The organism is Actinomadura spongiicola (assembly GCF_003432485.1).
Lineage (GTDB): Bacteria > Actinomycetota > Actinomycetes > Streptosporangiales > Streptosporangiaceae > Spirillospora > Spirillospora spongiicola.
In genome coordinates, this window is record NZ_QVNQ01000005.1 from 22,125 (window position 1) to 48,151 (window position 26,027).

At 73.3% G+C, this 26,027-nt stretch carries 31 protein-coding genes; 14 read left to right on the forward strand and 17 right to left on the reverse strand.

Annotated features, from left to right (window positions below; genetic code table 11):
• The first annotated feature begins 32 nt into the window (after positions 1–32).
• Complete coding sequence (locus D0T12_RS16485; RefSeq protein ID WP_117401044.1) at positions 33–428, forward strand: RidA family protein; 396 nt, start codon at positions 33–35, stop codon at positions 426–428.
• A 147-nt stretch (positions 429–575) separates the two neighbouring features.
• Here D0T12_RS16485 and D0T12_RS35365 read toward each other — a convergent pair whose 3' ends face one another.
• Both D0T12_RS35365 and D0T12_RS16495 read right to left on the reverse strand, forming a co-directional pair.
• Positions 576–713: a hypothetical protein gene (locus tag D0T12_RS35365; protein ID WP_158581516.1), complete on the reverse strand. Its 138-nt coding sequence runs from the start codon at positions 711–713 to the stop codon at positions 576–578.
• A 379-nt stretch (positions 714–1,092) separates the two neighbouring features.
• Positions 1,093–1,692 carry a CGNR zinc finger domain-containing protein gene (locus D0T12_RS16495; protein WP_117400507.1) on the reverse strand — a complete coding sequence of 200 codons (600 nt, stop codon included), beginning with the start codon at positions 1,690–1,692 and terminating at the stop codon, positions 1,093–1,095.
• A 79-nt stretch (positions 1,693–1,771) separates the two neighbouring features.
• Here D0T12_RS16495 and D0T12_RS16500 point away from each other — a divergent pair, with 79 nt between their 5' ends.
• Both D0T12_RS16500 and D0T12_RS16505 read left to right on the forward strand, forming a co-directional pair.
• Entirely contained in the window at positions 1,772–2,569 is a 798-nt protein-coding gene (locus D0T12_RS16500) for an MBL fold metallo-hydrolase (RefSeq protein WP_233526109.1), read from the forward strand.
• 120 nt (positions 2,570–2,689) lie between these two features.
• A complete protein-coding gene (locus D0T12_RS16505) occupies positions 2,690–3,958 on the forward strand; it encodes an MFS transporter (RefSeq protein ID WP_117400509.1) in 1,269 nt (422 codons plus the stop codon).
• Between the two features lie 233 nt (positions 3,959–4,191).
• Here D0T12_RS16505 and D0T12_RS35370 read toward each other — a convergent pair whose 3' ends face one another.
• A complete protein-coding gene (locus tag D0T12_RS35370; RefSeq protein WP_158581517.1) occupies positions 4,192–4,362 on the reverse strand; it encodes a hypothetical protein in 171 nt (56 codons plus the stop codon).
• A gap of 159 nt (positions 4,363–4,521) precedes the next feature.
• Between D0T12_RS35370 and D0T12_RS16510 the strand changes: the two genes are divergently transcribed.
• Entirely contained in the window at positions 4,522–5,022 is a 501-nt protein-coding gene (locus D0T12_RS16510) for a MarR family winged helix-turn-helix transcriptional regulator (protein WP_117400510.1), read from the forward strand.
• Between the two features lie 496 nt (positions 5,023–5,518).
• On the opposite strand, the gene D0T12_RS16515 is transcribed toward D0T12_RS16510, so the two are convergent.
• Positions 5,519–7,840: an ATP-binding cassette domain-containing protein gene (locus D0T12_RS16515; RefSeq protein WP_407642089.1), complete on the reverse strand. Its 2,322-nt coding sequence runs from the start codon at positions 7,838–7,840 to the stop codon at positions 5,519–5,521.
• A gap of 144 nt (positions 7,841–7,984) precedes the next feature.
• Between D0T12_RS16515 and D0T12_RS16520 the strand changes: the two genes are divergently transcribed.
• Entirely contained in the window at positions 7,985–8,602 is a 618-nt protein-coding gene (locus D0T12_RS16520) for a hemerythrin domain-containing protein (RefSeq protein ID WP_158581518.1), read from the forward strand.
• A gap of 26 nt (positions 8,603–8,628) precedes the next feature.
• On the opposite strand, the gene D0T12_RS16525 is transcribed toward D0T12_RS16520, so the two are convergent.
• Genes D0T12_RS16525 through D0T12_RS16555 form a run of 7 tightly spaced genes read right to left on the reverse strand, consistent with a single transcriptional unit; the run spans position 8,629 to position 13,277 of the window.
• Entirely contained in the window at positions 8,629–10,530 is a 1,902-nt protein-coding gene (locus D0T12_RS16525) for a complex I subunit 5 family protein (protein WP_117400513.1), read from the reverse strand.
• Positions 10,527–10,880, reverse strand: a complete 354-nt coding sequence (locus D0T12_RS16530; RefSeq protein WP_117400514.1) for a sodium:proton antiporter — start codon at positions 10,878–10,880, stop codon at positions 10,527–10,529. The genes D0T12_RS16525 and D0T12_RS16530 overlap by 4 nt, the downstream gene beginning before the upstream one ends.
• A complete protein-coding gene (locus D0T12_RS16535; protein ID WP_117400515.1) occupies positions 10,877–11,611 on the reverse strand; it encodes a Na(+)/H(+) antiporter subunit B in 735 nt (244 codons plus the stop codon). The genes D0T12_RS16530 and D0T12_RS16535 overlap by 4 nt, the downstream gene beginning before the upstream one ends.
• On the reverse strand, positions 11,608–12,051 hold the full coding sequence (locus D0T12_RS16540) for a Na(+)/H(+) antiporter subunit B (protein ID WP_233526110.1): 444 nt from the start codon (positions 12,049–12,051) through the stop codon (positions 11,608–11,610). Before D0T12_RS16540 ends, D0T12_RS16535 begins: the two co-directional genes overlap by 4 nt.
• Complete coding sequence (locus tag D0T12_RS16545; RefSeq protein ID WP_117400516.1) at positions 12,048–12,350, reverse strand: monovalent cation/H(+) antiporter subunit G; 303 nt, start codon at positions 12,348–12,350, stop codon at positions 12,048–12,050. Before D0T12_RS16545 ends, D0T12_RS16540 begins: the two co-directional genes overlap by 4 nt.
• Before the next feature lie 40 nt (positions 12,351–12,390).
• On the reverse strand, positions 12,391–12,657 hold the full coding sequence (locus D0T12_RS16550; RefSeq protein ID WP_199487503.1) for a monovalent cation/H+ antiporter complex subunit F: 267 nt from the start codon (positions 12,655–12,657) through the stop codon (positions 12,391–12,393).
• Entirely contained in the window at positions 12,654–13,277 is a 624-nt protein-coding gene (locus tag D0T12_RS16555) for a hypothetical protein (protein WP_147339529.1), read from the reverse strand. The genes D0T12_RS16550 and D0T12_RS16555 overlap by 4 nt, the downstream gene beginning before the upstream one ends.
• A gap of 228 nt (positions 13,278–13,505) precedes the next feature.
• Between D0T12_RS16555 and gvpJ the strand changes: the two genes are divergently transcribed.
• Genes gvpJ through D0T12_RS16595 form a run of 8 tightly spaced genes read left to right on the forward strand, consistent with a single transcriptional unit; the run spans position 13,506 to position 17,206 of the window.
• Positions 13,506–13,940, forward strand: coding sequence for a gas vesicle protein GvpJ (gene gvpJ, locus D0T12_RS16560; RefSeq protein WP_117400518.1), 435 nt, complete (start codon positions 13,506–13,508; stop codon positions 13,938–13,940).
• Positions 13,941–13,942: 2 nt separating this feature from the next.
• Positions 13,943–14,758, forward strand: coding sequence for a GvpL/GvpF family gas vesicle protein (locus D0T12_RS16565; protein ID WP_117400519.1), 816 nt, complete (start codon positions 13,943–13,945; stop codon positions 14,756–14,758).
• 4 nt (positions 14,759–14,762) lie between these two features.
• Positions 14,763–14,999: a gas vesicle protein GvpG gene (locus tag D0T12_RS16570; protein WP_117400520.1), complete on the forward strand. Its 237-nt coding sequence runs from the start codon at positions 14,763–14,765 to the stop codon at positions 14,997–14,999.
• Entirely contained in the window at positions 14,996–15,256 is a 261-nt protein-coding gene (gene gvpO, locus D0T12_RS16575) for a gas vesicle protein GvpO (RefSeq protein ID WP_117400521.1), read from the forward strand. Before D0T12_RS16570 ends, gvpO begins: the two co-directional genes overlap by 4 nt.
• Before the next feature lie 6 nt (positions 15,257–15,262).
• Positions 15,263–15,694 carry a gas vesicle protein gene (locus D0T12_RS16580; protein WP_407642090.1) on the forward strand — a complete coding sequence of 144 codons (432 nt, stop codon included), beginning with the start codon at positions 15,263–15,265 and terminating at the stop codon, positions 15,692–15,694.
• A 2-nt stretch (positions 15,695–15,696) separates the two neighbouring features.
• On the forward strand, positions 15,697–16,587 hold the full coding sequence (locus tag D0T12_RS16585) for a GvpL/GvpF family gas vesicle protein (protein ID WP_117400523.1): 891 nt from the start codon (positions 15,697–15,699) through the stop codon (positions 16,585–16,587).
• Positions 16,584–16,805 (forward strand): gas vesicle protein, encoded by a 222-nt coding sequence (locus D0T12_RS16590; RefSeq protein WP_233526111.1) that lies wholly within the window; start codon positions 16,584–16,586, stop codon positions 16,803–16,805. Before D0T12_RS16585 ends, D0T12_RS16590 begins: the two co-directional genes overlap by 4 nt.
• Positions 16,802–17,206, forward strand: a complete 405-nt coding sequence (locus tag D0T12_RS16595; protein ID WP_117400524.1) for a gas vesicle protein K — start codon at positions 16,802–16,804, stop codon at positions 17,204–17,206. Before D0T12_RS16590 ends, D0T12_RS16595 begins: the two co-directional genes overlap by 4 nt.
• Before the next feature lie 117 nt (positions 17,207–17,323).
• Here the strand turns inward: D0T12_RS16595 and D0T12_RS16600 are convergent, their stop codons facing one another.
• Positions 17,324–18,178 (reverse strand): L-histidine N(alpha)-methyltransferase, encoded by an 855-nt coding sequence (locus D0T12_RS16600; protein WP_117400525.1) that lies wholly within the window; start codon positions 18,176–18,178, stop codon positions 17,324–17,326.
• A gap of 28 nt (positions 18,179–18,206) precedes the next feature.
• On the opposite strand from D0T12_RS16600, the gene pdxR reads away from it, so the two are divergent.
• Entirely contained in the window at positions 18,207–19,685 is a 1,479-nt protein-coding gene (gene pdxR / locus D0T12_RS16605; RefSeq protein ID WP_117400526.1) for a MocR-like pyridoxine biosynthesis transcription factor PdxR, read from the forward strand.
• Positions 19,686–20,763: 1,078 nt separating this feature from the next.
• Here the strand turns inward: pdxR and cydC are convergent.
• The 5 genes from cydC to D0T12_RS16630 are packed head-to-tail and all read right to left on the reverse strand — an operon-like array spanning position 20,764 to position 25,939.
• Positions 20,764–22,491, reverse strand: coding sequence for a thiol reductant ABC exporter subunit CydC (cydC, locus tag D0T12_RS16610; RefSeq protein WP_233526112.1), 1,728 nt, complete (start codon positions 22,489–22,491; stop codon positions 20,764–20,766).
• A gap of 26 nt (positions 22,492–22,517) precedes the next feature.
• A complete protein-coding gene (locus tag D0T12_RS36580; protein ID WP_147339531.1) occupies positions 22,518–22,715 on the reverse strand; it encodes a P-loop NTPase family protein in 198 nt (65 codons plus the stop codon).
• Positions 22,669–23,865, reverse strand: coding sequence for an ABC transporter transmembrane domain-containing protein (locus D0T12_RS37035; RefSeq protein WP_267900407.1), 1,197 nt, complete (start codon positions 23,863–23,865; stop codon positions 22,669–22,671). Before D0T12_RS37035 ends, D0T12_RS36580 begins: the two co-directional genes overlap by 47 nt.
• A 27-nt stretch (positions 23,866–23,892) precedes the next feature.
• Positions 23,893–24,636, reverse strand: coding sequence for a cytochrome d ubiquinol oxidase subunit II (locus D0T12_RS16625; RefSeq protein WP_117400529.1), 744 nt, complete (start codon positions 24,634–24,636; stop codon positions 23,893–23,895).
• A 49-nt stretch (positions 24,637–24,685) separates the two neighbouring features.
• Positions 24,686–25,939, reverse strand: coding sequence for a cytochrome ubiquinol oxidase subunit I (locus tag D0T12_RS16630; RefSeq protein ID WP_407642092.1), 1,254 nt, complete (start codon positions 25,937–25,939; stop codon positions 24,686–24,688).
• Positions 25,940–26,027 lie beyond the last annotated feature (88 nt).

Here is a 26,027-nt window from a genome sequence, read left to right on the forward strand (position 1 = left end):
TGTCGAGGAAACGAATGGAGTTTGGTGTGGTGATGGAGCGGACGGCGGTCAACCCGTGGGCGTGGTCGGTGGAGCTGGGCTATAACCAGGGCGAGGTCGTCTCCGGGCACACCCGGACCCTGTACTGCGCCGGGCAGGCGGCGATGGGCGGCGACGGAAAGCCCCAGCATATCGGTGACATGGCGGCGCAGTTGGCGTTGAGTCTGGACAACGTGGAGGCCGTGCTGGCCGAGGCGGGCATGTCCCTGGCGAACCTCGTCCGGCTCAACGTCTACGCCACCGACGTCGACCGGCTCTTCGAGCATTACGGGGTGCTGGCGTCGCGGTTGGGCGCGGCGGGGGTGGCGCCGTCCACCACGATGCTCGGGGTGGCACGGTTGGCGATCCCGGAGTTGTTGGTCGAACTGGAGGGGACCGCCGTCGCCTGACGCCTCTCGACGGGTGTCGGCGGACCGGGCGCGGCGATGCCGGGTGCGGTCCGTCGCGTCGCGCGCCGTCCTGCGGTCCCCGCTGGACGGCGCGCATCGCCGTCGCCTCTACCGCGGCTCGGCGGAGACGCGCGGGGATGTCGCCGGTCAGGCTGTCGCCCGTGTGGCCCGGCTCATCGGGAACGGCCACGTCCCCGGGCATGCGGCGATGGCGTTGGATCTGGTGCGGTGGGCGGGGAGGTCGTCGATGTACTTCTTGGCGGCGGCCTTCGCGCCCTCTGCCACCGCGTCTCCGGTTCGCAGGAACTGCGGGTCGTTGGCCGCGTCCAGGCGGGGTTGAGGCCAGGCGGGGATCTTGATGGGTGTCGGGCTGTCGGACCGGCGGCGGGAGGTGCTGCGCGCTGTCGCCGACGGGAACGTTCGGGCCCACCGTCGTAACCGTGCGGCCGGGCGATTCGGCGTGTCGACCGATGTTCCTCTGGCCGCGGCGGGGGCCCGGCATGGACGTCGGTCTGACGGGCGAGGGATGCCCGGAGGAGCCCTGTTCCCTGAGCGTCCCGGGCCCGACGCGATTCGATGCGGCGGCACGCGGGCGTGTCCACCGGAGCCGCCCATGGGCGTCGCCACCGATCATCGCGCGGGCACGTTCGTCAGTCTGCGTTCGTCAGTCTGCGTTCGGCCGGGTGCGTCGGGCGTAGGCGCGGGCGGCGCGGGCGCGGTCGCCGCAGCGGACGGAGCACCAGTGGCGGCGGCCGTGGCGCAGCAGGTAGCGCCTGCAGGGGGCGGAACCACAGGCGGTCAGGCGCTCGGCGTCGGGGCCGGTCAGGAGGTCGGCCGCGTTGGCCGCGAGGGTCGCGAGGGCGCGGTCGAGGATCTCGTTGGTGGGGCATGGGATCGCCCGGTAGGGGCCGGTCTTCTCGTCCCAGTACAGGAGGGCGGCCGTGGGGGCCCTGCTCAGCGCGTCGTTGACGGCGGACAGGGCCGCTGGCAAGGCGGGCAGCCCGGAGACGTGGGCGACGAACAGTGCCCTGATGTGTTCACGCAGCGAGCGCAGCTGCGTCGCGCACATCTCCTGCAGCCCCGCGTCGGCCGGAGCGAGGCCGCGTTCGCTGAGCCACCGATTCGTCGCCGTGGGGGTGCCGAGGAGATCGATGAGCTGCCCCGCGGGCCGCGCGATGACGGTGTTGACGAAGTCGAGGGCGAGATAGTCCTCCGCCCCCGGCGCGGGTGGCGGCGCGGGCTCGGCGGTCAGGGCGTCACTCATGGTTCTCATGTTACGGCTTGCACTCGTCCGTGAGAGACCGGTACGTTTTTTCACGGATAGACCACTTCTCATCCGTGAGGTGCCTGAGTTGGCCAGTACCAGCACGACCACCGAGCAGATCCCTGTCCGTGTCCTGGGTGGCCCGACCGCCTTCTTCGAGTACGGTGGCCTGCGCTTCCTGACCGATCCGACGTTCGACCCTCCCCGCGAGTACCCGGTGCCGGACGGCCGGCTGACCAAGCTCGCGCCCTCCTCCGCCGCACCGGGCGACCTCGGCCAGATCGACGTGGTGCTGCTCTCTCATGATCAGCACCCGGACAACCTCGACCACTCGGGCCGTGCACTGCTCGCCGACGTTCCCCTCACCTTGACCACACCCGGGGGCGGGCAACGGTTGGGGGAGGGGGCCAGGGGACTGGCCGACTGGGAGGCGATCGAGTTGGATCGTCCCGGCGGCGGGACGATCACCGTGACGGGTGTGCCCGCCATCCACGGGCCCGGCGCACGCGAGGAGGTCGAACCGGTCACCGGCCAGGTCGTCGGGTTCGTCCTGACCGGGGAGGGCCTGCCCAGGATCTATGTCAGCGGCGACAACGCCTCGCTCGACGTGGTCGAGCAGATCGCGGAACGCTTCGACCCGGTGGACACCGCGATCCTCTTCGCCGGGGCTCCCCGCTTCGCCGTCCGGTTCGACAACGCGCCCCTCGTCCTCACCAGCGCCCAGGCCGCCGAGGCCGTCAAGATCCTCGGTGTTCGCCGGGTGGTTCCCGTCCACTACGAGGGGTGGGCGCACTTCACCGAGGGGCGTGACGAGTTGGTGGCCGCCTTCACCGCCGCCGGGCTGGTCGACCGCCTGGACTTCGGCGACCGGGGCTGACGGGCCGGTCGGAGCGGTGGGCGCCCGCCCGTCGACGCCGCCTGCCCGTCGCTCGCACCCGCCGCAACGGCGCCGACGGCGCGGTTCGGGCGGTTCACGCCCATAAGGGAACATTCTTCTGTGACCGATACCGTGCCCGCCCGGACCGAGGGCCTTCCGCATGCCCAGGTGCAGCGTCGCGTCCTGATCGTTCTCGTCGCCGCTCAGGTTCTCAGCGGCGCCGGACTGGCGGCCGGGGTGTCCGTCGGTGCCCTGCTCGCGCAGGAGATGCTCGGCTCCACCGGGCTTGCGGGTCTGCCCAGTGCCCTGGGTACCGCCGGGTCCGCGCTGGCGGCCCTCGCCGTCGGGCGCGTCTCCCAGGCCCGTGGTCGCCGCCCCGGCCTTGCCGCCGGGTATCTGACCGGTGCCGTGGGCAGTGCGGGTGTCATCGCGGCGGCCGTCGCCGGCAACGCCGCCCTGTTGTTCCTCTCGCTGTTCGTCTACGGCGCCGGTGCGGCGACCAACCTGCAGGCCCGCTACGCGGGCGCCGATCTGGCGTCCCCCGCGCGCCGCGCGAGCGCCGTGTCCACCGTGCTCGTCGCCACCACCCTGGGCGGCGTGGTCGGCCCGAGCCTCACCGCACCCACCGGCGACCTCGCTCACAGCCTCGGCGTCCCCTACCTGGCCGGGCCGTTCCTTCTCGCCGGCGCCGCCTATGCGATGGCCGCCTTGATCCTCGTCGTCTGGCTGCGCCCCGACCCGTTGCTGCTGGCCGGCGCCCTGGAAGCCGAGTGCGTCGCCGCGGCGGGCGCGCAGCCGGGCGAGGCCGCCGGCCGACCGCGCCCGGCGGTAGAAGGACACCGCTCCCGCCTGCTGGTCGGCGCGCTGGTCATGGTGCTCACCCAACTGGTCATGGTCGCGATCATGACGATGACGCCCGTCCACATGCGCGACCACGGCCACGGCGCAGGCGCGTCCGGCTTCGTCATCGCCGTCCACATCGGCGCGATGTACCTGCCTTCGCCGCTGACCGGCCGGCTCGTCGACCGCTATGGCCGCCTCACGCTCGCCGCCGCCTCCGGGTTGACCCTGCTCGCCGCCGGGATCATCGCCGCCACCGCCCCCGGCGGCTCCGTCGCCTCGCTCGTGGTGGCCCTCGCGTTGCTGGGTGTGGGCTGGAACTTCGGTGTCGTCAGCGGCACCGCGATCGTCACCGACGCCGTCCCGCTGGCCACTCGCGCCAAGACCCAGGGCATGGTCGATGTCGCCATCGCCGTTGCCGGCGCCACCGGCGGCATGGCCTCGGGCCTCGTCGTCGCCGCTGCCGGCTACCCGCTCCTGGCCGTCGGCGGCGGCATCCTGGCACTGGCCATCGTGCCGGCGGCCGTCGCCACCGCACGCGACCGATGATCAGTCACCGCACGCCCCGCCGGAGGGCCACCTGGGTCCCGGACGACTGTCGGGGAGGCCAGAACGTGGTCGTCACGTCATCGCGGGCTACGGTCGCGCCGTGCGCGCGAAGCTCACCAGTGAGATCAGCCGCTTGTCTTTCGAGGATTCGCGCGGGTCGGCGGCGTCGGTGGCCTCGCTGCGCCGGTTGACCGGTTCGACCATCGGCTGCCGAGCCGGCCAGGACCGCGCGCTCACGTCCAGGCGCCCGGCCACGGCTGAAGGGACTCGGTCTTCACCTCGGCACTGATCGCCTGGGCCGTCGTGGTGGGTCCGGGCGGTTCGCAGCGTGCGCGGACCAGGTCCCCCGACGCCACGTTGATCAGGTCGGCCGGGTCGTCCTTGGGCTGCGCCGCCTCGCGCATCGCCTCCTCGTCGAGTCGCCGTACCGGGCCGCCTGGCAGGTCACCTGGAGCCGTGCGATCTTCCGGCGGGTTCTGGTCGATCTACGACCGCGCGGCTCGTGGCGAGGAGGCCGCGTTATTGATATTCACAACGTTGAGATTGTGGATGGAGGTGGGTCCATGGCCGACGCGGTGGATGCGATCCTGGCGCAGTGGGGCAGGCAGCGGCCCGACCTGGACGTGTCGCCGATGGGCGTGGTCGGGCGGATCTCGCGGGCGAACCAGTTGCTGCGCCGGGAGTTGAAGGACTTCTTCGCCGGACACGGGCTGGAGACGTGGGAGTTCGACGTGCTGGCGACGTTGCGCCGGCACGGCGCCCCGTACGAGCTGACGGCGGGTGAGCTGTTGCGGGCGGCGATGGTCACCTCCGGTGCGATCACCAACCGGATCGACCGGATGGAGGCCAAGGGGCTGGTGGAGCGGGTCCGTGACACCGGTGACCGGCGGTCGGTGCGGGTCCGGCTGACGCCGGAGGGCCTGCGGATCGTGGACGAGCTGGTGGGCCTGCACGCCGCCAACGAGGACCGGTTGTTGGCGGCGCTGGACCCGGCGGACCGGGAACGGCTGGCGGGGGCGCTGCGGACGCTGCTGGAATCGCTGGGCGACACCTCCCTCGACTGACCTGTCCGGGACGCGTTCGCCCGGCGTGAGAAGGCGCCCGCCGGAGGCGACTTCCTCGCCGACGCTCGTCCACGACTCGGAGGGCGCCGCCGACCCGGTCGGTGAGACCGGGCTCGGGGTCGCCCGTCCGCGCACGGCGTCACCACTCCCGTCCGGTGACAGCGCCACCACGACCAGTTGTTGATGGGGTGTTGTTCGCGTGTCGGCCCGCGACGCCGGGCGGACGACCCGTTGAAGATGAGCTGGAGCCCGACGAGCACGCAGCACGGGACGGACCGTCCGGGACGCCGCGTCCGGGAGCCGCTCGTGCAGGTGGACCCGGGCGAGCGTGACCGCGCCCTCGACGGGGGCCGCTGATCGCACTGGCGACCGCGCGGTTCGCGAGCGGGTTCGTCGGCGCCTGCGGCGCACGTTCCGCCGCCCCCGGTGGCGGTCACCGTCGTTTCCGCCGCCGGGGGCGGCGCGTGCTCGGGCTCGGGCGGGTGGGATGCGCGGGTCAGGGGTGGGTGGTGTAGGCGCGTAGGTGTCGGGCGGTGAGGGTGTCGGCGCTCGAGACGAGGTCGGCGGGTGTGCCCGTGAAGACGATCCGTCCGCCGTCGGCTCCGGCGCCGGGGCCCAGGTCGATGATCCAGTCGGCGTGGGCCATGACCGCCTGGTGGTGCTCGATGACGATGACGGTGTTGCCGTCGTCGACGAGGCGGTCGAGCAGGGCCAGGAGTTGGTCGACGTCGGCGAGGTGCAGTCCGGTGGTGGGTTCGTCCAGGACGTACACGGCGGCGTCGCCGGCCATGTGGATGGCGAGTTTGAGGCGTTGCCGTTCGCCGCCGGACAGGGTGGTGAGGGGTTGTCCGAGGCCGAGGTAGCCGAGTCCGACGTCGGCGAGGCGGTCCAGGACGGCGCGGGCCTGCCCGGTGGTGAAGAACTCGCGGGCCTGGTCGACCCGCATGGCCAGGACCTCGCTGATGTTCTTGCCGCGCAGGGTGTAGGTGAGGACCTCGTCGGTGTAGCGGCGGCCCTGGCATTTCTCGCAGACGGTGGCGACTCCGGCCATCATCGCCAGGTCGGTGTAGATCAGGCCGATGCCTTTGCAGGCGGGGCAGGCGCCGGCGGAGTTGGCGCTGAACAGGGCGGCCTTGACGCCGTTGGCCTTGGCGAACGCGGCGCGGATCGCGTCCAGCAGCCCGGTGTAGGTGGCGGGGTTGCTGCGGCGGGATCCGCGGATGGGGGCCTGGTCGACCATGACGACGCCGTCGCGTCCGGGCAGCGACCCGTGGACCAGGGAGCTCTTGCCGGATCCGGCGACGCCGGTGACGACGGTGAGGACGCCGAGGGGGAATTCGACGTCGACGCCCTTGAGGTTGTGCAGGGACGCGCCTTTGACGGTGAGGTGGCCGGACGGTTCGCGGACCTTGGTGCCGTCGCCGCGCAGGCGGGCGCGGTGGTCCAGGTGCCGTCCGGTGAGGGTGGCGGAGGCGCGCAGCCCGGCCAGGTCGCCGGTGTAGCAGATCCGCCCGCCGTCCGCGCCGGCGCCGGGGCCGAGGTCGACGATGTGGTCGGCGATCGCGATCGTCTCGGGTTTGTGCTCGACGACCAGGACGGTGTTGCCCTTGTCGCGCAGTCGCAGGAGCAGGTCGTTCATGCGGGCGATGTCGTGGGGGTGCAGCCCGACGGTGGGTTCGTCGAACACGTAGGTGACGTCGGTGAGGCTGGAGCCGAGGTGGCGGACCATCTTCACGCGTTGCGCCTCGCCGCCGGACAGGGTGGTGGACTCGCGGTCCAGGCTGAGGTAGCCGAGGCCGATCTCGACCAGGGAGTCCAGGGTGTCGCGCAGGGCGGCGACCACGGGCGCGACGGAGGCGTCGTCGATGCCGCGCACGAACTCGGCCAGGTCGCTGATCTGCATGGCGGCGCAGTCGGCGATGTTGCGGCCGTCGATGCGGCTGGACAGCGCGGCGGGGGCCAGGCGGGCGCCGCCGCAGGCGCCGCAGGCGCTGAAGGTGACGGCGCGGTCGACGAACGCGCGGATGTGGGGTTGCAGCGTCTCGGTGTCCCGGTCGAGGTAGAGGCGTTTGACCTTGACCAGGACGCCCTCGTAGTTGATGTTGAACCCACCGCTTTTGATCTTGGTGGCGGGTTTGTGGAGCAGGTCGTCCCACTGGGCGGGGGTGTAGTCGCGCAGCGGCAGGTCGGGGTCGAACAGCCCGGACCCGGCGATGATCTTCCAGTACCAGGTGTCGACGCCGAAGTTCGGGACGGTGATGGCGCCCTCGTTCAGCGACCGGTCCCGGTCGACGATCTGGTCGATGTCGATGCGGGAGGCGCGGCCGAGGCCCTCGCACGCGGGGCACATGCCCTCGGCGTTGTTGAAGCTGAACGCGGTGGAGGTGCCCACGTGCGGTTCGCCGAGGCGGCTGAAGACGATCCGTAGCATGGCGTGGGCGTCGGTGGCGGTGCCGACCGTGGAGCGGGAGTTGGCGCCCATCGGCTCCTGGTCGACGACGATGGCGGCGCTGAGGTTGCGCAGCGCGTCGACGTCGGGACGGCCGATGCTCGGCATGAACCCCTGGACGAACGCGGTGTAGGTCTCGTTGATCAGGCGCCGTGACTCGGCCGCGATCGTGCCGAAGACCAGCGAGGACTTGCCCGAGCCGGACACGCCGGTGAAGACGGTCAGGCGGCGTTTGGGGACGTCGACGTCGATGTCGGCGAGGTTGTTCTCCCGGGCGCCGCGGACCTCGATGACGTCGTGGGCGTCGGCGGCCGTGCCCGCGGCGGACGGCAGTGGCATGCTGGCTCCTCGCTTAACACTATACGGCATAAACAGTTACATACTTTATGGCATGGAAAGAGGTGCCGTGGCCTTCTCGCCGGGCGCGGACCGCAGGTGTGATGTGCGTCTCGTGACGCGCCCGCGATGTCACATCACGGCCTCTGGGAGGCTCATACAGGTATGGGAGCATTCGTGATCCGGCCGCGTGACAGGGCGTACGACACCATCCTGCGTGGCGCGCACGACGCCTTCTGCCGGGACCTGGACCGGCTCGCGGCGGCCGCGGCGGCCGGCAAGGGCCGGGCGGCGCACGTCCGCGAGGGCTGGGAGAACTTCAAGGACCTGTTCGGGCTGCATCAGGAGCTGACCGGGCGGGTGCTGGGGCCGCGGGTGGAGCGGGCGGTCGGGGACCGCCGCGCCGAGCGGGGCGTGCTGGCGGTGCTGCGCGCCGACAACGACCGGATCGGGCCGCTGATCGGCCGGGTCGACACGGCCCTGGAGGACGGCCGGGATCTGCCGTCGGCGGTGCGGGAGCTGCGCGCGGCCCTGGAGGCGCATCTGCGGCATGAGGCGACGGGCGTGCTGCCGTTGGCGGAGTCGGTGCTGGCGGCCGAGGAGTGGGAGGCGTTCGCCGTGGAGGCGGGACGGCGTTGCGAGGCCCGGACGCCGACGTTCGTCCCGTGGGTGGTGGACGGGATCCCGCCGATCGAGCGGAGCCGGTTCCTGGCGGCGCTGCCGGCGCCGCTGCGGGACCTGAACCGGGTGACGTGGGAGCCCCGCTACCGCAAGCGGCGCCTGTGGAGCGGATGACGGCGCCGCGCCGTCGGAACCCGGGGTCAGAACCGGAGGGTGAGCAGGGCCAGGACGGTGACCCCGACGGTGAGCCAGGCGGCGTAGTCGCCGATGTGGCCCGAGTGCAGGGCGTGCAGGCGCCCGATGCCCCACCCCGCCGCCGACCGCACCGCCGACACGACACCGGCCATCGGACGACCGGCGCGACGGCCGGTGCCACGACGGGTGCGATGGCCGGTTTGACCGTGGGTGCGGTGTCGGTTGCGGTGGTGCGCCGCGGCGACGGCGGCGGCGAGCAGCAGCGTGACGGCGGATCCGCCGAGACCGGGCACGGTCCACGGGTCGGCGGGCGGCGGACTCGGGTGGGTGAGGTGACCGTCCAGGAGGAGCCCGGCGTAGGCGGCGCGGTCGGCGAACACCTCGGCGGCGCGGGCGACGGGCCCGCCGGGGAGCAGTCCGGCGAGTAGTCCGGCGGCCAGCAGCACGATGCCGGGGGTGAGCATCGTCCACGGGACGGAGCCGAGCGTGACGCGTGTTTCGGGGTCCTCGTGACCGGCCTCGGGCGGGTCCCCGCGGGACGCGCCACGGTCGTAATCTGAACCGTGGTCTGGACCGTGGGTGGGGGCGGGGGTGGTACGGGCGCCTTGCCACACCACGAGCCAGACGCGTAGGACGGCCCCGGCGGTGAGCGCGGACGCGGCGACCGACAGCGGCGTGTACCACCACCAGCCGACGTCGAGGACGGCGTGTTCGGTGACCGAGTGTCCGGCGAACAGTCCCGAGGGCGGTAGCCCGGCCAGGCACAGCGCGCCGACCAGGAACGTGATGCCGGTGACGGGCATGCCGCGGCCACGTCCGCGCAGTTCCCGAACGTCCACCGTCTCGTGCCGGTTGAGCAGTGCCCCGGCGCCCAGAAATAGCGCGCCCTTCACACCGGCGTGCCCGGCCAGGGAGTAGGCGGTTCCGGCGAGCGCGTCGGGGGTCGCGGCGGCGACACCGACCAGCAGCAGCCCGACATGGCTGATGGTGGAGTAGGCCAGCAGCCGCTTGACGTGGTTCTGCAGGACGCACATGACGGCGCCGAGCAGCGCGGCGGCGGCGCCCAGGACGGCGACGGCCCGCAGCGGCACCAGCCCGTCGAACACGGCCCAGTACGTCCGCGCGACCCCGTACACGCCGAGTTCGACCATGACGCCGGAGAACAGGACGCACACCGGGGTGGGCGCGACGGCGTGGGCGTCGGCGAGCCAGAAGTGGAACGGGACGGCGGCGGCCTTGACCAGGTATCCGGTGCAGATGAGCACGAACGCGGCGGTGACCAGCGCGTCTCCGCCCCCGGTCGCGGTGCCGGTCGTGGTGAGGTGGCGTCCGGCCGTGGCCAGGCCGAGTTCGCCGGTGTGGCCGTAGACCAGGGCGATGCCGGTGAGGGTGAGGTAGGCGCCGATGGACTGGACGATGCCGAAGTTGAGGGCGCCGTGGACGGTGGAGGGCTCCTCGGACCGGTAGCCGGTCAGCGCGAACGCCACAACGCTCATCAGCTCGAAGAACACGAACGCGTCGAACAGGTCGCCGGTGTAGATGAACGCGCACATCGACGCCAGGAACAGCAGCACCAGCGCGTGGAAGATCGCCTGGATGTCGGTGAAGTACCGCCAGGAGAACGCGAGCGCGGCCAGGGTGAGGACGGCGGTGACGCAGGCGAGCGCGGCGGCGAGGGGGTCGGCGGCCAGGGGGACGCCGACGCCGGTGCCCGGTCCCCAGCCGCCGAGCCACACCACCTGCGGGGTGGTGGGGGAGCGGGCGAGGGTAAGCGCGGTCAGGGCGGTGACGGTGGCGGCGGTGAGCAGCGCGGTGATGTCGACGGCCAGGCGCGGCAGCCACCGCCCGGCCGCGGCCAGCAGCACGGCGACCAGGACGGGAAGCGCGACGGTGAGTTGCAGGATCACGGTTCGAGGGACCGCAGGGCGTCCGGGTCCAGGGTGCCGCGCCGCTTGGCGACCTGGACGGCCAGGGCGAGCAGCAGCGCGGTGACGGTGGCGCCGACGACGATGTCGGTGAGGGCCATGGCCTGCACGACGGGGTCGGTGACGGGCCCGCCCGCCGGTGGCGGCGGCCGGTCGGAGAACACCGGCGCGGTGGCGCCGGACCGGTAGCCGATGGCCAGCAGCAGAACGTAGGTGCCGGACTGGGTGACCGACAGGCACACCACGGCGTGGATGAGGTCGCGGCTGGTGACGATGCCGTAGACGCCCACGAGCATGATCCACCCGGCGGTCAGGTAGGGCAGCACGCTCACGGCGCCTCCCCGGTCCGTCCGGTCCGCCCGCCGGGTGGGGCGGGTGGGCGGACGAGCAGGGCCTGTTCGAAGAACCTGCCGAGCAGCAGGGTCAGGGCGCAGCCGACCTCGACGCCGACGGCGCCGTTGAGGGCGGGGACCCGTCCCGTGGCGGCCCACCCGGTGGCGGCCAGGGCCAGCACGACGAACGCGGCGGCGGCGACGGCCTCGGCGGCCTCGAACACCGGGAGGGGCCGCAGCCGCCGCAGCGCCGGATAGTCCCCGGCCAGATACAGCAGGTGGACGGCGGTGCCGAGGATCACTCCGCCCTGGAAGCCGCCGCCGGGGGACTGGTGCCCGTGCGCGACGACGTAGACGCCGACGGTCAGGGTGAGGGGGAGCAGCAGGTGCCCGACGAGGCGGAGCGCGTCGGGCACGTCGGCGGGGCCGTGCCGGTGGGAGCCGTCGGTGTCCTCGTCCTCGCGGCGCAGGACGCGCAGGAGCACGACGGCGGCGACCGCGGCCGCCAGCAGGATGATCTCCTCGCCGAGGGTGTCGAAGGCGCGCTGGTCGAAGGTGACCGACGCGACGGCGTTGGGGGTGCCGTGCGCGACGGCCTGGCGGACGGCGCGGTCGGCGTAGGGGTGCCAGGCCCCGCCGAACCCGGGCAGGTCGAGGGTCCCCGCGGTGTACAGGGCGGCGGTGCCGGCGGCGCCGAACGCGAACAGCGCGACGCGGGCGCGGGGCGTCACCGCCCGGCTCCCCGCCCGTCGGCCTGCCCACCGCCGCGCGTGTCGTTCCGCGTGTCGGCCCGCGTGTCGTTCCGCGTGTCGGCACCGTCCGGTCGCCCGTCGTCGTGTCGGCCGTTCCCGGTGGCGGTGTCGCGGTAGCGGCGGGTGGCGTGCAGGGCCAGGACGACGATGAGCGGCAGCAGGACCGTTCCGACGCCGATCTGGGACATGGCGACGTCGGGGGCCTGGAGGATGAGGAAGAGCAGTCCGAGGACCATCCCGTACCCCGACAGGACGATCGCCTGCCGGACGGTGCGGCGGGTGAGCACGACCGCGGTCGCCATCAGCGCGGCCAGGGCGAGCGCGGCGGCGATGAACGTGTCGGCGAGCGGCCCCGACAGCGCGTCCAGGCCGAGGGGGTCCGGTGGCGGGGCGTGTCCGGTGGGCCGGTTCGGGCTCACGTCGTCTCCTCGGGCCGGTCCGCGGCGCGCCGGGCGGCCAGTCCGGCGGTGACGACGGTGGCGGGCCCGGTCGCGGCGAGCAGCACGGCGATGGCGGCGAGTTTGGCGACGTCGTGCCAGGACGCCCAGGGCCGCAGCGCCACTCCGGCGATGAGCAGCGGCGCGGCCAGGGCGGTGACGGGCGCGATGGTGTGCAGCCGGGCGGCGGCGCCGCGGGTGCCGAGCAGCCGCAGGCCGGCCGCGACGGCGACGGCTGCGCCGGCCCAGCTGAGCACGTCGGCGACCAGGTCCAGGCTCATCGGTGTCCCCTCCGGCTCACGTTCGGGTTCCTCTGGGCGTTCACAGTGTTCGGCTGAGGAACCGCGCGAACACCAGTGATCCGGCGAACGACAGCAGCGCGAGCACCAGCGCGACGTCGAGGTAGGCGGGGCGACCGTAGGCGGCGGCGAGCGGGACCGTCACCAGGGTGACCAGGGGGCCGGTGACGATCAGCCCGGCCAGGCGCCCGGTGGGACCGCCGTGCAGGGTCGACAGCAGCGCCGGGAGCAGCGCGCCCGCCATGACGGCCAGGGCGGGTCCCGCGGTGTTCAGCACATCGGTGTTCACGGCGGCTCCTCGTCGGGCGGGGCGCCGGGTGCCGGTGCGCGGCCGGGGGCGGGGTCGGCGATGAGCCCGGCGCGTTCCAGTCGCCGTTCGAACGGGGACGGGCCGGGGGCGAGGCGGTGCACCCGCAGCAGTCCGCGGTCGGGGTCCACGCCACCGACGTAGGTGCCGGGGGAGGCCGACAGCAGCAGTGTCGCGGCGCCGCGGGCGGCGGGTCCGGGAGCGACGGCCGGCCGTGTCCAGTGCCCGCCGCCCGCGCCGCGGACGGTGACGCGGGCGGTGTCGGCGGCGATCTGCGCGGGCAGCCGTGCCAGCGGCGGCAGGAGCCGCGCGGGCCGGAGGGATCGTCGCGCGGCGGCCCGGTCGGCGGCGCGCTGGGCGGCGCCGTCGGCGCCGGTGGTGGGCCCGGTGGGGAGGAGTGCGCGGCGTCCGGCGATGGCGGCGGCGGTGCCCGCGGCCGCCGTCACCGCCCCGACGGTGATCTCGGTGAGGGTGATGGTGGACGCCAACGCCAGGTAGCAGGCCAGCAGCGCCGTCCACCACGTGAGAGCCTCGGCGGCGCGGCGCCCGCGCCCGACGTCGGGCTGTGAACCGGGCTCGTCGGCGGCCTCGTTGGCGGGCATGGCCTCCGGCATACCCGGCGGAACGATTCCAACCGTCGTCCCCGCCGCCACCCGCGTGCGGCGGGCCGTCCCTGTGGGCCGTTCCTGCCGGTCGTTGGGTGCCCGGGCGTGGCCGCGGCGCCTTGACGGTCGCGTGACCGAATCCCGACGACCCGTTTAGGCAGCTCGTGACGGGTACACCCGTGGGTGCTTCAACCCCAGACGAACACCCCCGATGAAGGAGTTGAGATGACTGGGCCTGTAGCCCAGCAGACTTCGGGCAGCAATTATGTCCAGCGCGGCGGGTCGGGCAGCAGCCTGGCCGACGTGGTCGACCTGATCCTGGAGAAGGGATTGGTCATCGACCTGTACGCGCGGGTGTCGCTGGTCGGCATCGAGATCCTCACGGTGGACGTGCGGATCGTGATCGCGAGCGTCGACACCTACCTGCGGTTCGCCGAGGCGGTGAACCGGCTCGACATCGCCCACGACGGCACCTCGCAGGGCCTGCCGCAGGTGCTGGACGGCATGCAGGAGTCGGGCGCCAAGAAGAAGACCAAGGGGGCGCTGGAAGGCGCCTCGGAGCGGCTCAAGGAGACCTTCGGCGACTCCGGCGACGATGAGGACTCCGAGAAGGAAGAGCAGTCCTCGCGGCGCCGGTCGCGCCGGAAGGAGGACGAGTGACGATGACGACCCCCACACCTGGATCCGCGTCGCAGCCCGCGGCGGAGTCCGCGGCTGGGCAGGCCGCCGGGCACGGCCCGCAGTACGTGTACGGGGTGACGCGCTCGGGCGCGGCGCTCCCGGCCGACGTCGCCGGCCTTGAGGACCGTCCGGTCAGGTTGGTGGACGGTGGCGGCGGGTGCGCCGCGATCGTCAGTGACCTGCCCGGGAATCGGCCGCTCGGTGAGCGCGCCGACCTGGTGGCGCACCAGCGGGTGCTGAACGCGCTGGTGGAGGCCGGGACCGTGGTGCTCCCGTTCCGGTTCGGGTCGGCGCTGACCGACACCACCGCCGTGGAGAAGGAGTTGCTGGCCGACAACACCGCCCGGTTCGCCGAGGCGCTGGACCGGCTGGAGGGCCGGGTGGAGCTGCGGCTGAAGGCCACCTACGTCCAGGAGACCGTGCTTCGCGAGATCATGGACGCCGAACCGGAGATCGCCGAGCTGGCGCGGCGGCTGCGTGAGGTGCCGCCCGACATCGCCGACGCGGTGTACTACGACCGGGTCCGGCTGGGTGAGCTGATCGCGCAGGCGGTGACGCGGCGCCGCGAGACCGACGGGCAGGTGCTGCTGGAGGCCGCGGCCCCGGCCGCGGAGGCGGTCTCGCCCAAGCCCCCGGTGCGGGAGGAGGACGTCCTGGACGCCTCGTTCCTGGTGACCGCCGACCGGCGCGCCGAGTTCGAGCGGGTCGTCGAGGAGCTGGGCCGCACCCACGCCGACCGGATCCGGCTTCGGCTGATCGGGCCGCTGCCGCCCTACGACTTCGTTCCCGAGGTGTAGGACGATGGGGTTCTTCACCGGGTTGGTGACGTTGCCGCTGGCGCCCGTGCGCGGGGTGATGTGGCTGGCGGAGACGCTGACCGAGCAGGCCGAGGCGCAGCTGTACGACCCGGGGCGGATCGCCGCGGAGATGCAGGCGATCGCCGACCAGGCCGCCGCCGGTGAGATCACCGAGGAGGAGGCCGCCGCCCGGGAGGAGGAACTGATCGGGCGGTTGAACGAGGGCCGCGCCCGCCGATGATGTCCGCGTCCCGGGCCGCCGAGCGGGCGGTCGAGCACGTCACCGCGTTGACCGGTCGGCGCGCGGAGTCCGTGGTGGGGATGGAGCGCGCCGACGGGGACGGCTGGCGCGTGACGGTGGAGGTCGTGGAGACCCACCGCATCCCCGACTCCGCCGACATCCTCGCGGTCTATGACACGGAGGTGGACGCCGACGGTGAGCTGGTCGCCTACCGTCGCGTCCACCGCTACCCCCGGGGACGGGTGGGGAGGGACTGAGCAGCGTTGAGTGATATCTCCTGGGCCGGTGGCCGGTCGGCCGCGCGGTCGATGCCCGGCGACGGACAGCCGGCGAACCTGGCGGACCTGCTGGAACGCATCCTCGACAAGGGCATCGTGATCGTCGGGGACATCCGGGTGAACCTGCTGGACATCGAGCTGCTGACGATCAAACTTCGGCTGCTGGTGGCGTCGGTGGACCGCGCGAAGGAGATGGGCATCGACTGGTGGGAGCACGACCCGTCGCTGTCGTCCAAGGCCGCCGCCCGCGCCGAGTCCGGTGACGGCGCCGCGGACCGGGAGTTGGCGGAGGAGAACCGGCGGCTCCGTGAGCGGCTGGCGGCGCTGGAGTCCGGCGACGGCGCCGCCGCCGCGGAGCCCGCCGAGCCCGCCGAGCGCCCGCGGCGACAGGCGGAGGAACAGGGGAAGGAGCCCTGATCATGACCGGTACATCGCAGGCGGGTGACCGGCCGGACGGCACCGCCGTCTACCTGTACGGGGTGACCCGAGGCCTGGACCCGGCCGCGTTGCGCGACGCGCACGGCGTCGCGGGCGCCCCGGTCCGCGGCGTCGTCGCCGACGGGCTGACCGCGCTGGTCAGCACCGTCCGGCTGGCCGACTACGGGGAGGCGGCGCTGCGCGCCAACCTGGAGGACCTGGCGTGGCTGGAGGCGACCGCCCGCGCCCACCACGACGTGGTGGACCGGGCCGCGCGGGCCGCGCCGACCGCGCCGGTCCGGATCGCGACGATCTACCGCGACGACACGCGGGTCGTCGAGGTGCTGACGGCGCAGGGCGCGCGGTTCGGTGAAGTCCTCGACCGTGTCGAGGGCCGCGCGGAGTGGGGCGTGAAGGCCTACACCGTCCCCGGATCGCCGCGCGCCGCCGCCACGCCCGACCGTCCCGCCGAACCCGCCACAGTGTCCGCCGCCGGGCCCGTCTCCACGTCCGGCCCCGGATCCGGTGGTGGGGAGCCGGGGGCGGGGGCGGCGTATCTGCGGCGCCGCCAGCGGGAGCGCCGCCGCCGCGAGGACGCCGGGCGCGAGGCCGCCGCGCGGGCCCGCGACCTGCACGCCGAACTCGCCGACCACGCGGTGGCGTACCGGCACCACCCGCCGCAGGACCCGCGCCTGTCGGGACGTCCCGGCGTCCAGATCCTCAACGCCGCCTACCTGCTGGACGAGGAGCAGGCGGAGGGTTTCCTGGCGGTGGCGCGGGCGGCGGGGGAGCGGCTGCCGGGCATCGAGGTGGAGGTGACGGGGCCGTGGCCGCCGTACTCCTTCATCGACACCGACGACGCCACGCCCGCGCGGGAGCCGGGGGACCGGTGACCTCCGTCTGGCACGACGACGGGCCCGGCTCACCGATGGAGCGGATCGCGCTGGTCGACCTGCTGGACCGGCTGCTGGCCGGCGGCGTCGTCATCGCCGGCGACCTGGTGATCTCCATCGCGGGCGTCGACCTGGTGCAGGTGTCGCTGCGGGCGCTGATCACCACGGTCCGGGACGAGCTGCTGCCGGAGCTGGAAGGACAGGAGGAACGACCATGACCCGACCCGACACCTCCGCGCACCTGACCGAACACTCGTCCGAGCACCCGCCCGGGCACCTGTTCGAACACACGTCCGAGCCTTCGTCCGGGCCTTCGTCCACGCACCCGTTCGAGCGCCCGTCGCCGACGTTGCGGCGACTGCACACCGATCCCGAGACGGTCGAGCGGGACCTGGTGAAGCTGGTGCTGACGCTGGTGGAACTGATCCGGCAGCTGATGGAACGGCAGGCGCTGCGCCGCGCCGAAGGCGGTGACCTGACCGACGAGCAGATCGAGGCGCTGGGGCTGGCGCTGATGCGGCTGGACGAGGCGATGACCCGGCTCAAGGACCATTTCGGCCTGGACGACCACGACCTCAACCTCGACCTGGGACCGCTGGGCCCGCTCCTGCCGGACTGACCGCCCCTCCGACCTTTACCGCCCGGCCCGTCCGGTTCGCCGTGCCTGCGCGGCCAAGCGAACCGGAGCCGCCGACCGTCCGTCCGCACACGACCGACCGCCGCCCCCGGGGGCGGCTCAGGAGGCCGGTCTGACGGCGACGCCCTTGAAGAAGGCGTAGTGGAAGGTGCCGTCCGGTTCGGCGGCGCGGTGCAGGTCGGCGACGCCACGGTCCCAGTCGGCGGGCGTGGTCAACCCGGCGGCGATCGCGTCGTCGCGGACGGCCGCGACCATCGCGGTGAAGGTGTCCAGGGTGACCGCCTGCGCGAGCGCGGGCCGCGACCGGTCGGTGTACACCGTCCGCGGGGACACCCGGACCCGGTCGTATCCGGCGGACGCCAGCAGCGGCGCCAGCCGCCGTCCGATGAGCGCGTCACCGCCCGCCGCGGCCTGCAACGCGACCAGGTGCGCGATCACCGCGCGGGCGTGCGGGCTGTCGGGGTGCAGGAACACCGACCCGTGATCGCCCTCGATGACGGTGAGGGTGCCGCCGGGCCGCAGCACCCGCCGCAGGCCCGCGAGCGCGGCCCGCGGGTCCGGCAGATGTTCCAGGACGAAGCACACGAACACGTGATCGAACGCGTCGTCGGGGAACGGCAGGTCGTGCAGGTCGCCGTGCCGCCACCGCACCTTCGCCCCCGGGCATGACGCCGTCACCCGTTCCCGGGCCTGCTCCAGGGACTCCCGGGACACGTCCACGGCCGTGATGCGCGCGCCGGGGGAGCGTTCCAGGAGATGCACCGTCTGCGCGCCGACACCGCAGCCGACCTCCAGGACCCGGCTCCCGGCCGGGTAGCGGGTCTCCTCGTGCAGCAGGTCGGCCAGCGCGTCGGCCTGGTCGCCCAGGCGCCGCGCCTCCCGCCCCGAGTATCCGTGCACGTATCCGCCCGTGGGCTCCGCGCCTTGGGCGGTGACCGTTCTCGTGGTTTCCATAACGCCACCGTGGCCCCACAATGGCTCGGTGAACAGGTCCAATCCGGAGACATCCGATAGGTCCGTATCGCGGGGGTCGGACTTCCTGCAACTCGACCCCGCCGACGCGCCTCCCGGCGGCCTGTCGGACTGGCTCGCCGGACGGCTCCGCGCCGCGATCGCCGACGGCCGCCTGCCCGTCGGCAGCCGCCTGCCCGCGACCAGAGTCCTCGCCGCCGACCTGCACGTCTCACGCGGCGTCGTCACCGAGGCCTACCAGCGCCTGGTCGCCGACGGCCACATCGCCGGCCGCGGCCGCGCCGGCACCGTCGTCGTCGCCGCGCCCCTCACCGCCCCCACACCCATCGCCCCCACCCCGGCCGGGGCCGGGGCCTCCTTCTCCGGCACCCCCGGATCCGACGTGTTCGACGTTCTGCGCGACGCGTCCGCCCGCATCGACCTGACCCCCGGCGTCCCCGACCTGTCGGCGTTCCCCCGCGCCGCCTGGCAACGCGCCGAACGCACCGTGCTGCGCGCCCTGCCCGCCTCCGCCCTCGGCTACGGCGACCCCCGCGGCGCCGCGCCCCTGCGCGCCGCCGCCGCCCACTGGCTCGCCCGCAACCGCGGCCTGCGCGCCGACCCCGACGCCATCGTCATCGTCGCGGGCACCGCCCAGGCCCTCGGCCTCATCACCCGCGTCCTGGCCCGCGACGGCGTCGACACCGTCGCCGTCGAGGACCCCGGTTCCCTCGGCGTCCGCCAGCACCTGCGGCACTGGGGCATGCGCACCCCACCGGTCCCCGTCGACACCGACGGCGTCCGCGTCGACGCGCTGCGCGCCACCGCCGCGCCCGCCGTCCTGCTCACCCCCGCCCACCAGTTCCCGACCGGCACCGTCCTCGGCGGACACCGCCGCCGCGACCTCATGACGTGGGCCGCGGACGGCGGCCTGGTCATCGAGGACGACTACGACGCCGAACACCGCTACGACCGGGCCCCCGTCCCGGCGCTGCGGTCCATGCTCACCGACCGCGTCTTCTACACCGGCAGCGTGTCGAAGCTGCTGGCCCCGGCGCTGCGGACCGGCTGGCTGCTGCCCCCGCCCGCCCATCTGGACGCCATCGTGGACGAGAAACGCTTCGCCGACCTCGGCAACGCGGCGCTGCCGCAACTCGTCCTCGCCGAACTGATGGAGTCCGGCGAGATGGAGCGGAACCTGCGGCTGGCGCGGCGCCGCCACCGCCAGCGCCGCGACACCATGATCACCGCGATCGGCGCGCACCTGCCGGGAGCCGCCGTGCACGGCACCGCCGCCGGTCTGCACCTCACCGTCACCTTCACCGGACGGTTCCGCGACACCGACCTCGCCGCGGCCGCCCTGGGCCGCGGTGTCAAGGCCCACCCGCTGTCCTGGCACGCGCAGCGGCCGTGCCCGCCGGGCCTGGTCCTCGGCTACGCCGCCGTGCCCGCCTCCGACATCACCGACGGCGTCGCCGTCCTCGGCCAGGCCCTCCGCGACCTGCTCTGACCGCGAGCGGCGGCGCGCAGACACCGCTCGAGCGCCCGCCCAGCCCCGCGCCTGCGTCGACGCCGACCACTCCGCCCGCCGACCCGGGGCGGCCCGAAGGAAACGGGTCGCCGGGGGGAGCGCACCGCTGAATCAGACGCGCGGGAACCCCGCACACCCCGATGGGCGGGGCACCGAGGGTCCTGACGGCCTGCCGGCACCACCGCTCCCCGGTCGTCCTCGGGTCGCCCACGGCCCCGTCGCCCGGGCCGGGGAGGGAATCGCCGACCACCGCTGCCGACCGCCATCGTTCAGCACCATCGCCCCCTGTCCCTAGGGCGCTTCCCTTGTCGTCGCCCTTCGCTCGGATTCCCTTGACGCCCTGGGGCCCGCTTCTGGATCGCGGCTCACGGGACGATGGCGGACGCGGTCGCGGTACGGGCGGTGACGTTCGCGGGTGACGGCGTTCCTCAGACCGTGGGTCGCGGCACGTCCCCGTTCCCGCGCACGCTCGACCGCCGCGCATGCCACTGACCGATGCAACCGCCCGGTGTCGCGGCTCAAGGCCGCCGCTCGGCGTAGGCGGTCGCTTCGCCCGAGGCGGTCCGCCGTCGTGCGCGGCATGGCGGTCCACCTCCTGGTACTCACGCGGCGTGGACGCGCCCGTCCCGTACAGGCGCGCGGAAAACGAGAATTTCGGCTGCGTCGGGACGAGCGACACGGGCGGACCCTCCGTGGCGTCCCTCACGCAACCGTCATAGACGAGCTCCTCACCCGCGTCGACGAGGAGTTCGGCGGCACGATCAACCGGCTCACCCTCCACGGGCTGGACCACCGACGCCACCGGCGCGTCGGTGGCGTGTCCGACATGACCGAGGGCAACATCGCCCGTTTTTACCCCAGGCCCCGGGTGGCGGCGAGACTCGTCGCGGCGGCGACACGTCACCGGGTCGGCCCGCGGCCGTTCGGGGACCATCGGCGGGGGAGCGGGCTCGGGCAGGACATCACCGGCACCCGTGCCGTGGCATCAACGCGGCGCACTCCGCCGGAGAGTTCTTGCCGTCCCGGTTCGTGTCGGCGGCCACGACCGTCGACGTGGTCACGCGGTGCCCGCGGCGAGGGCCTCGGCGTACCACAGGTCCCGGTAGGCTCCCGGCGCCGCCAGCAGGTCATCGTGTCGGCCGCGCTGCACGACCCGGCCCCGGTCCAGGACCACCACCTCGTCGGCGGCCCCCAGCGCCGCCAGCCGGTGCGTCACCAGCAGCAGCGTCCCGCCCCCCGGCCGTGTCAGCAGGTCCTCCACCACCGCGTCGGCCAGCGCCGGGTCCAGGGCCTCGGCCGGCTCGTCCAGTACCAGGACCGGGGGATCGGCCAGCAGCGCCCGCGCCAGCAGCAGCCGTTGCCGCTGTCCACCCGACAGGCCCCGGCCTCCCGCTCCGACCACCGTGTCCCAGCCTTCCGGCAGCGACTCCACCACCTCCAGGAACCGCGCCCGCCCCGCCGCCGCCCGCAACCGCTCCTCGTCCGCGTCCGGGCAGGCCAGCAGCAGGTTCGCCCGGACCGTTCCGGCGAACACGTGCGCGTCCTGCATCAGCCCCCGCACCGCCCCGGGCATGTCACGCCCCACGGTCCGGCCGCCGACCAGCACCGCCCCCGACGCCGCGGGCACTTCACCGGCCACCGCCGCCAGCAGCGTGCTCTTCCCGGCGCCGCTCGCTCCGACCACCGCCACGCGCCGTCCCCGCCCGACCCGCAGGTCGACCCCGTCCAGCGCCCACCCCGCCCCGTAGGAGACACGCACCCCGAGCAGTTCCACCTCCAACGGACCACGCCGCACCGGCACCGAAACCGGCACCGGGGACGGGGGAGTGGCGAGTATCGCCCCGACCCGCCGCATCGACGGCCACACCTCAAGCAACCGCCGCGCCGCCGCGGCCAGCGGCAGCACCGACTCCACCGCCACCAGCGCCGTCAACGCCAGCACCGCCGCGTCCACCTCGTCCACCCCCGCACCGGCCCGCGACGCCCCCCACAGCACCACCGCGACCGTGGCGCCCTGCACCACGAACCCGGCCCCCGCCACCAGCGCCGACACCCGTGCCGCCGACCGCTCCGCCCGCTCCAGCAGCCCCGCCGCGTCACCGGCGCGGGCCGCGAACCGCTCCGACGCGCCGAACATCGCCAGGTCCGCCGCGCCCTCCAACACGTCCAGCGCCCGCACCGCCAGCGCCTGCCGTCCCGCGGCCACCCGCGCCGCCGCCCGGCCCCCCGCCGCGGCCGCCGCCACCGGCACCACCACCCCCGCCACCAGCAGACCCCCGGCCAGAACCACCGCCGAGGGCGCCCACACCAGCCCGCACACCACCACACCCGCGGCGCCGCACGCCACCGCCGCCACCGCCGGCAGCACGCACCGCAGCAGCACGTCCTGGACGGCCTCGACATCCGACACCATCCGCATCAACGCGTCACCGTCCCGCACCTCCCGCCGGCCCGCCGACCCGCCCGCCGACGTCGGCACCGACCCAGACGGGGGCCGCGCGGCGGCCAACGCGTCGAACACCCGGCCCCGCAGTTCCGCCAGCGCCCGCAACGCCGCATCGTGCCCGACCAGGCGTTCCACGTAACGCAGCGACCCCTTCGCCAAAGCCAAGCCCCGCACGGCCGCGATCGCCACCGACAACGCCGCCAACTCCGGCTGCTGCGCGGCCCGCGCGATCAGCCACGCCGCCGCCGCGACCAGCCCCAACCCGCACAACTCCGCCGCCGCGCCCGCCAACCCCGCGACCACCAGCCGCCCCACATGCGGCCGCACCGCACCCCACACGCCCCCGCTCCTACCCCTACCGCGCCTCACGCCGCCGCACCCCGCACGTCACCGGCGACCCGGCCGCCCTCCAACCGCACCACCCGGTCCGCGACACCCACCAACGCGGGACGATGCGCCACCAGCACCGCCGTCCGCCCCACCAGCAACCGCGCCGCGCCCTCCACCAGCGCCCGCTCACTGCGCAGGTCGAGCCGCGCCGTCGGCTCGTCCCACAACATCACCGAACCACCCGACAACACCCGAGTCGGGGACGACCAGTCCCGCCAACACCAGCAGCAGCGTCGACTTCCCCGCACCCGACGGGCCCGTCACCGCCACACGCTCACCCGCCGCCACCCGCAACGACACCCCCTCCAACGCCGCCTCCTCCGCCCCCGGATACCGCACCGTCACCCCACACAGCTCAAGCTCCGGAGCCTCCCGCCCGGGCCCCGCCCCCCGCGACACCACCCGCGCGCCCCCGGGCCGCGGCTCCGGACCCTCCAACACCGCGAACGCCTCCTCCGCCGCCGCCACCCCCTCCGCGCTCGCGTGGAACCGCTGTCCCAACGCCCGCAACGGCAGATACGCCTCCGGCGTCAACACCAGCACCAGCAACCCCGCCGCCAACACCATCTCCCCGGCCAGCAACCGCAACCCCACCGGAACCGCCACCAACGCCACCGACAACGCGCACACCAGCTCCAACACCAGCGACGACAAGAACGCCACCCGCAGCGCCCGCACACTCGCCCGCCGATGCCCGTCCGCCAGCTCGCGCACCACCAGCGACTGATGCTCCGCCCGCCCGAACGACCGCAACGTCCCCAACCCCGCGAGCACGTCCCGGAAATGCCCGCCGAGCCGCCGCAGCAGCCCCCACTGCCGTCCCGTCAACGCCGCCGTCCGCATCCCCACCAGCGCCCCGAACACCGGAACCAACGGCACCGTCACCAGCACCACCACCGCCGACGCCCAGTCCACCGTCACCAACCGCGCCCACACGATCACCGGCACCACGCACGCCGCCAGCAACTGCGGCACATACCCCGTGAAGAACGGGTCCACCGCGTCCAACCCCCGCGTCAACAACGTCACCCGCGCCCCCGCCTCACCCGCCGGACGCCCCATCAACGCCACCCGCAGCCCCCGCTTCACGCCCGCGGCCACCCGACCCGCGACCACCGCCACCACCCACGCCAGCACCGCCCGCCCCGCCACCGCACCCGCCAGCCACGGCAACGGACCCGCGTCCAACCCCACCACCGCCCGCACCAGCAACTCCGCCTGCACCACCACCAACACACCCTGCGCCGCCGCCAACACCCCCAACACCACCAGCACCCGAACCGGCGCACACCGCAACAACCGCCGCTCCACACCCTTCACCACGACCCCCTCACCATGACCCGGCCCCACTCACAGGTACGAGGGCGACTCCACACGCCCCCGAAACGTCCACCACACCAGCGCCTGCGACGCCACCAGCAACGGCAACACCGCCGCCGTCGTCACCGCCGTCATCGTCAACCCCGCACCCTCGGCCGCCACCCGCGACCACGACACCTCCACACCCGCCACCACCGGCAACAACGCCATCACCAACGCCGACAACCCGTACCGGGACGGAATCCGCGCCGCCCGCCCCGCCAGACCGACCGGCAACCGCCACCGCGCGAACCCCGCACCATGCCACACGAACAGCACACCCAACGGCACCCCCACCACGCTCCCCACACCCAACTCACCACCGAACAGCAACGAACCCAACACCGACCCCCACGCCACCGCCAACGCCCAACTCCCCGCCACCACCGCCACATCGCACCCACCGCGCCACGCCACCGCGTCGACGCGCCCCCGCAACCACAACCCCATGTCCCGCACGACCCACCCCACCAACAGCACCACGAACAGCGGATACAGCTCCTCCAGCAGCTCGTGCTCCAGCCCCGGGAACGCCCCCGCGACCAACCCCGCCGACGCCACCAGCCACACCTCGTTCCCCAGGAAGAACGGCGCGAACGACGCGATCACCAACCGCCGCTCCCGCTGGTCCCGGCCCAGCCACGGCAGCAACATCCCCACCCCGATGTCCGCACCCGCCAGGGCCAGATACCCGCCGGAGAACACGGCCAGCAACAACACCGCGAGAACATCCATCACCAGACTCCTGTCAGAACGTCGTGAACCAGAACGAGCAACGGGACCCTCAGAACGTCGGGCTCATCGCCGGGGACACCGGCTCCGCCGGGGGAGAGGCACCCAACTGCGCCCCCTCAGGACCCCGCCGCGCGAACCGCGCCAGCAACCACACGTTCACCCCGAACAGCACCGCGAACAACACGGTGAACACCACGAACGACACCGTCATCGCCGCCGAACCCACCCCCGGGGACAACGCGTCCCGCGTCTTCACCACCCCGTACACCATCCACGGCTGCCGACCCACCTCACGGAACACCCACCCCGACACCATCGCCACATACGGCAACGGCACCGCCAGGATCATCACCACGTGGAACACCCGGCCCCGGACCAGCCACCGCCCGAACGGCAACTTCACCAAAGCCACCAACGCCAACACCACCATCAAAAACCACATCGACACCATCAACCCCAACCCGACCTGCGCCCCACGCGGCGGCATGTACACATCAGGCCCGAACCGCGCCGAGAAATCCGCCACCGCCGCCGCCGCACCGTCCCCACCACCCCGCTTCGTCGGCTGGACGTACTCGAACTGCATCCCCCCGAACGCAACCACCGGAATCACCGACACCACCACCGTCACCAACCCGATCCGCATCGACCGCCGAAAGAACTCCACCTCCACCGTCCGCCGCAGAAAGTGAAAACCACTCACCCCCGCCATGAAGAACCCCGCCGTCAACAACCCTCCGAACAACACATGAAAAAACGCCAACACCGCCGTCGGATTCGACAACAACGCCCCCACATCCGTCAACCGCGCCGCACCGTCCACCATCTCGAACCCCACCGGACGCTGCAACCACCCATTCGCCACCAACACAAAATACGCCGACAAATACGCCGTCAACGTCACCACCCAGATCAACACCAAATGCACCCACCGATTCAACCGATCCCACCCGAAAATCCACAACCCCAAAAACGTCGACTCCACAAAGAACGCCACAATCGTCTCCAACGCCAACGGCGCCCCGAACACACTCCCCGTCACCCGCGACATCCCCGACCAGTTCAACCCGATCTGGAACTCCATCACCAACCCCGTCACAATCCCCACCGCATAATTCACCACATACAACTGCCCCCAGAACCGCGTCATCCGCGCATGCACCGCACTCCCCGACACCACAGAACGCGTCTGCGTCAACGCCACCAACGTCGCCAAACCCAACGTCAACGCCACGAACAAGAAATGCGTGGCCGCCGTCAACGCGAACTGAACCCGCGCCAACACCAACGGATCCACACCCATCACCACACACTCCAAGAATCGCCCGACCAACGACCCCACGATCCTCCGCCCACACACCCCACCACCGGATCAGGCGCAAGCAGTCACC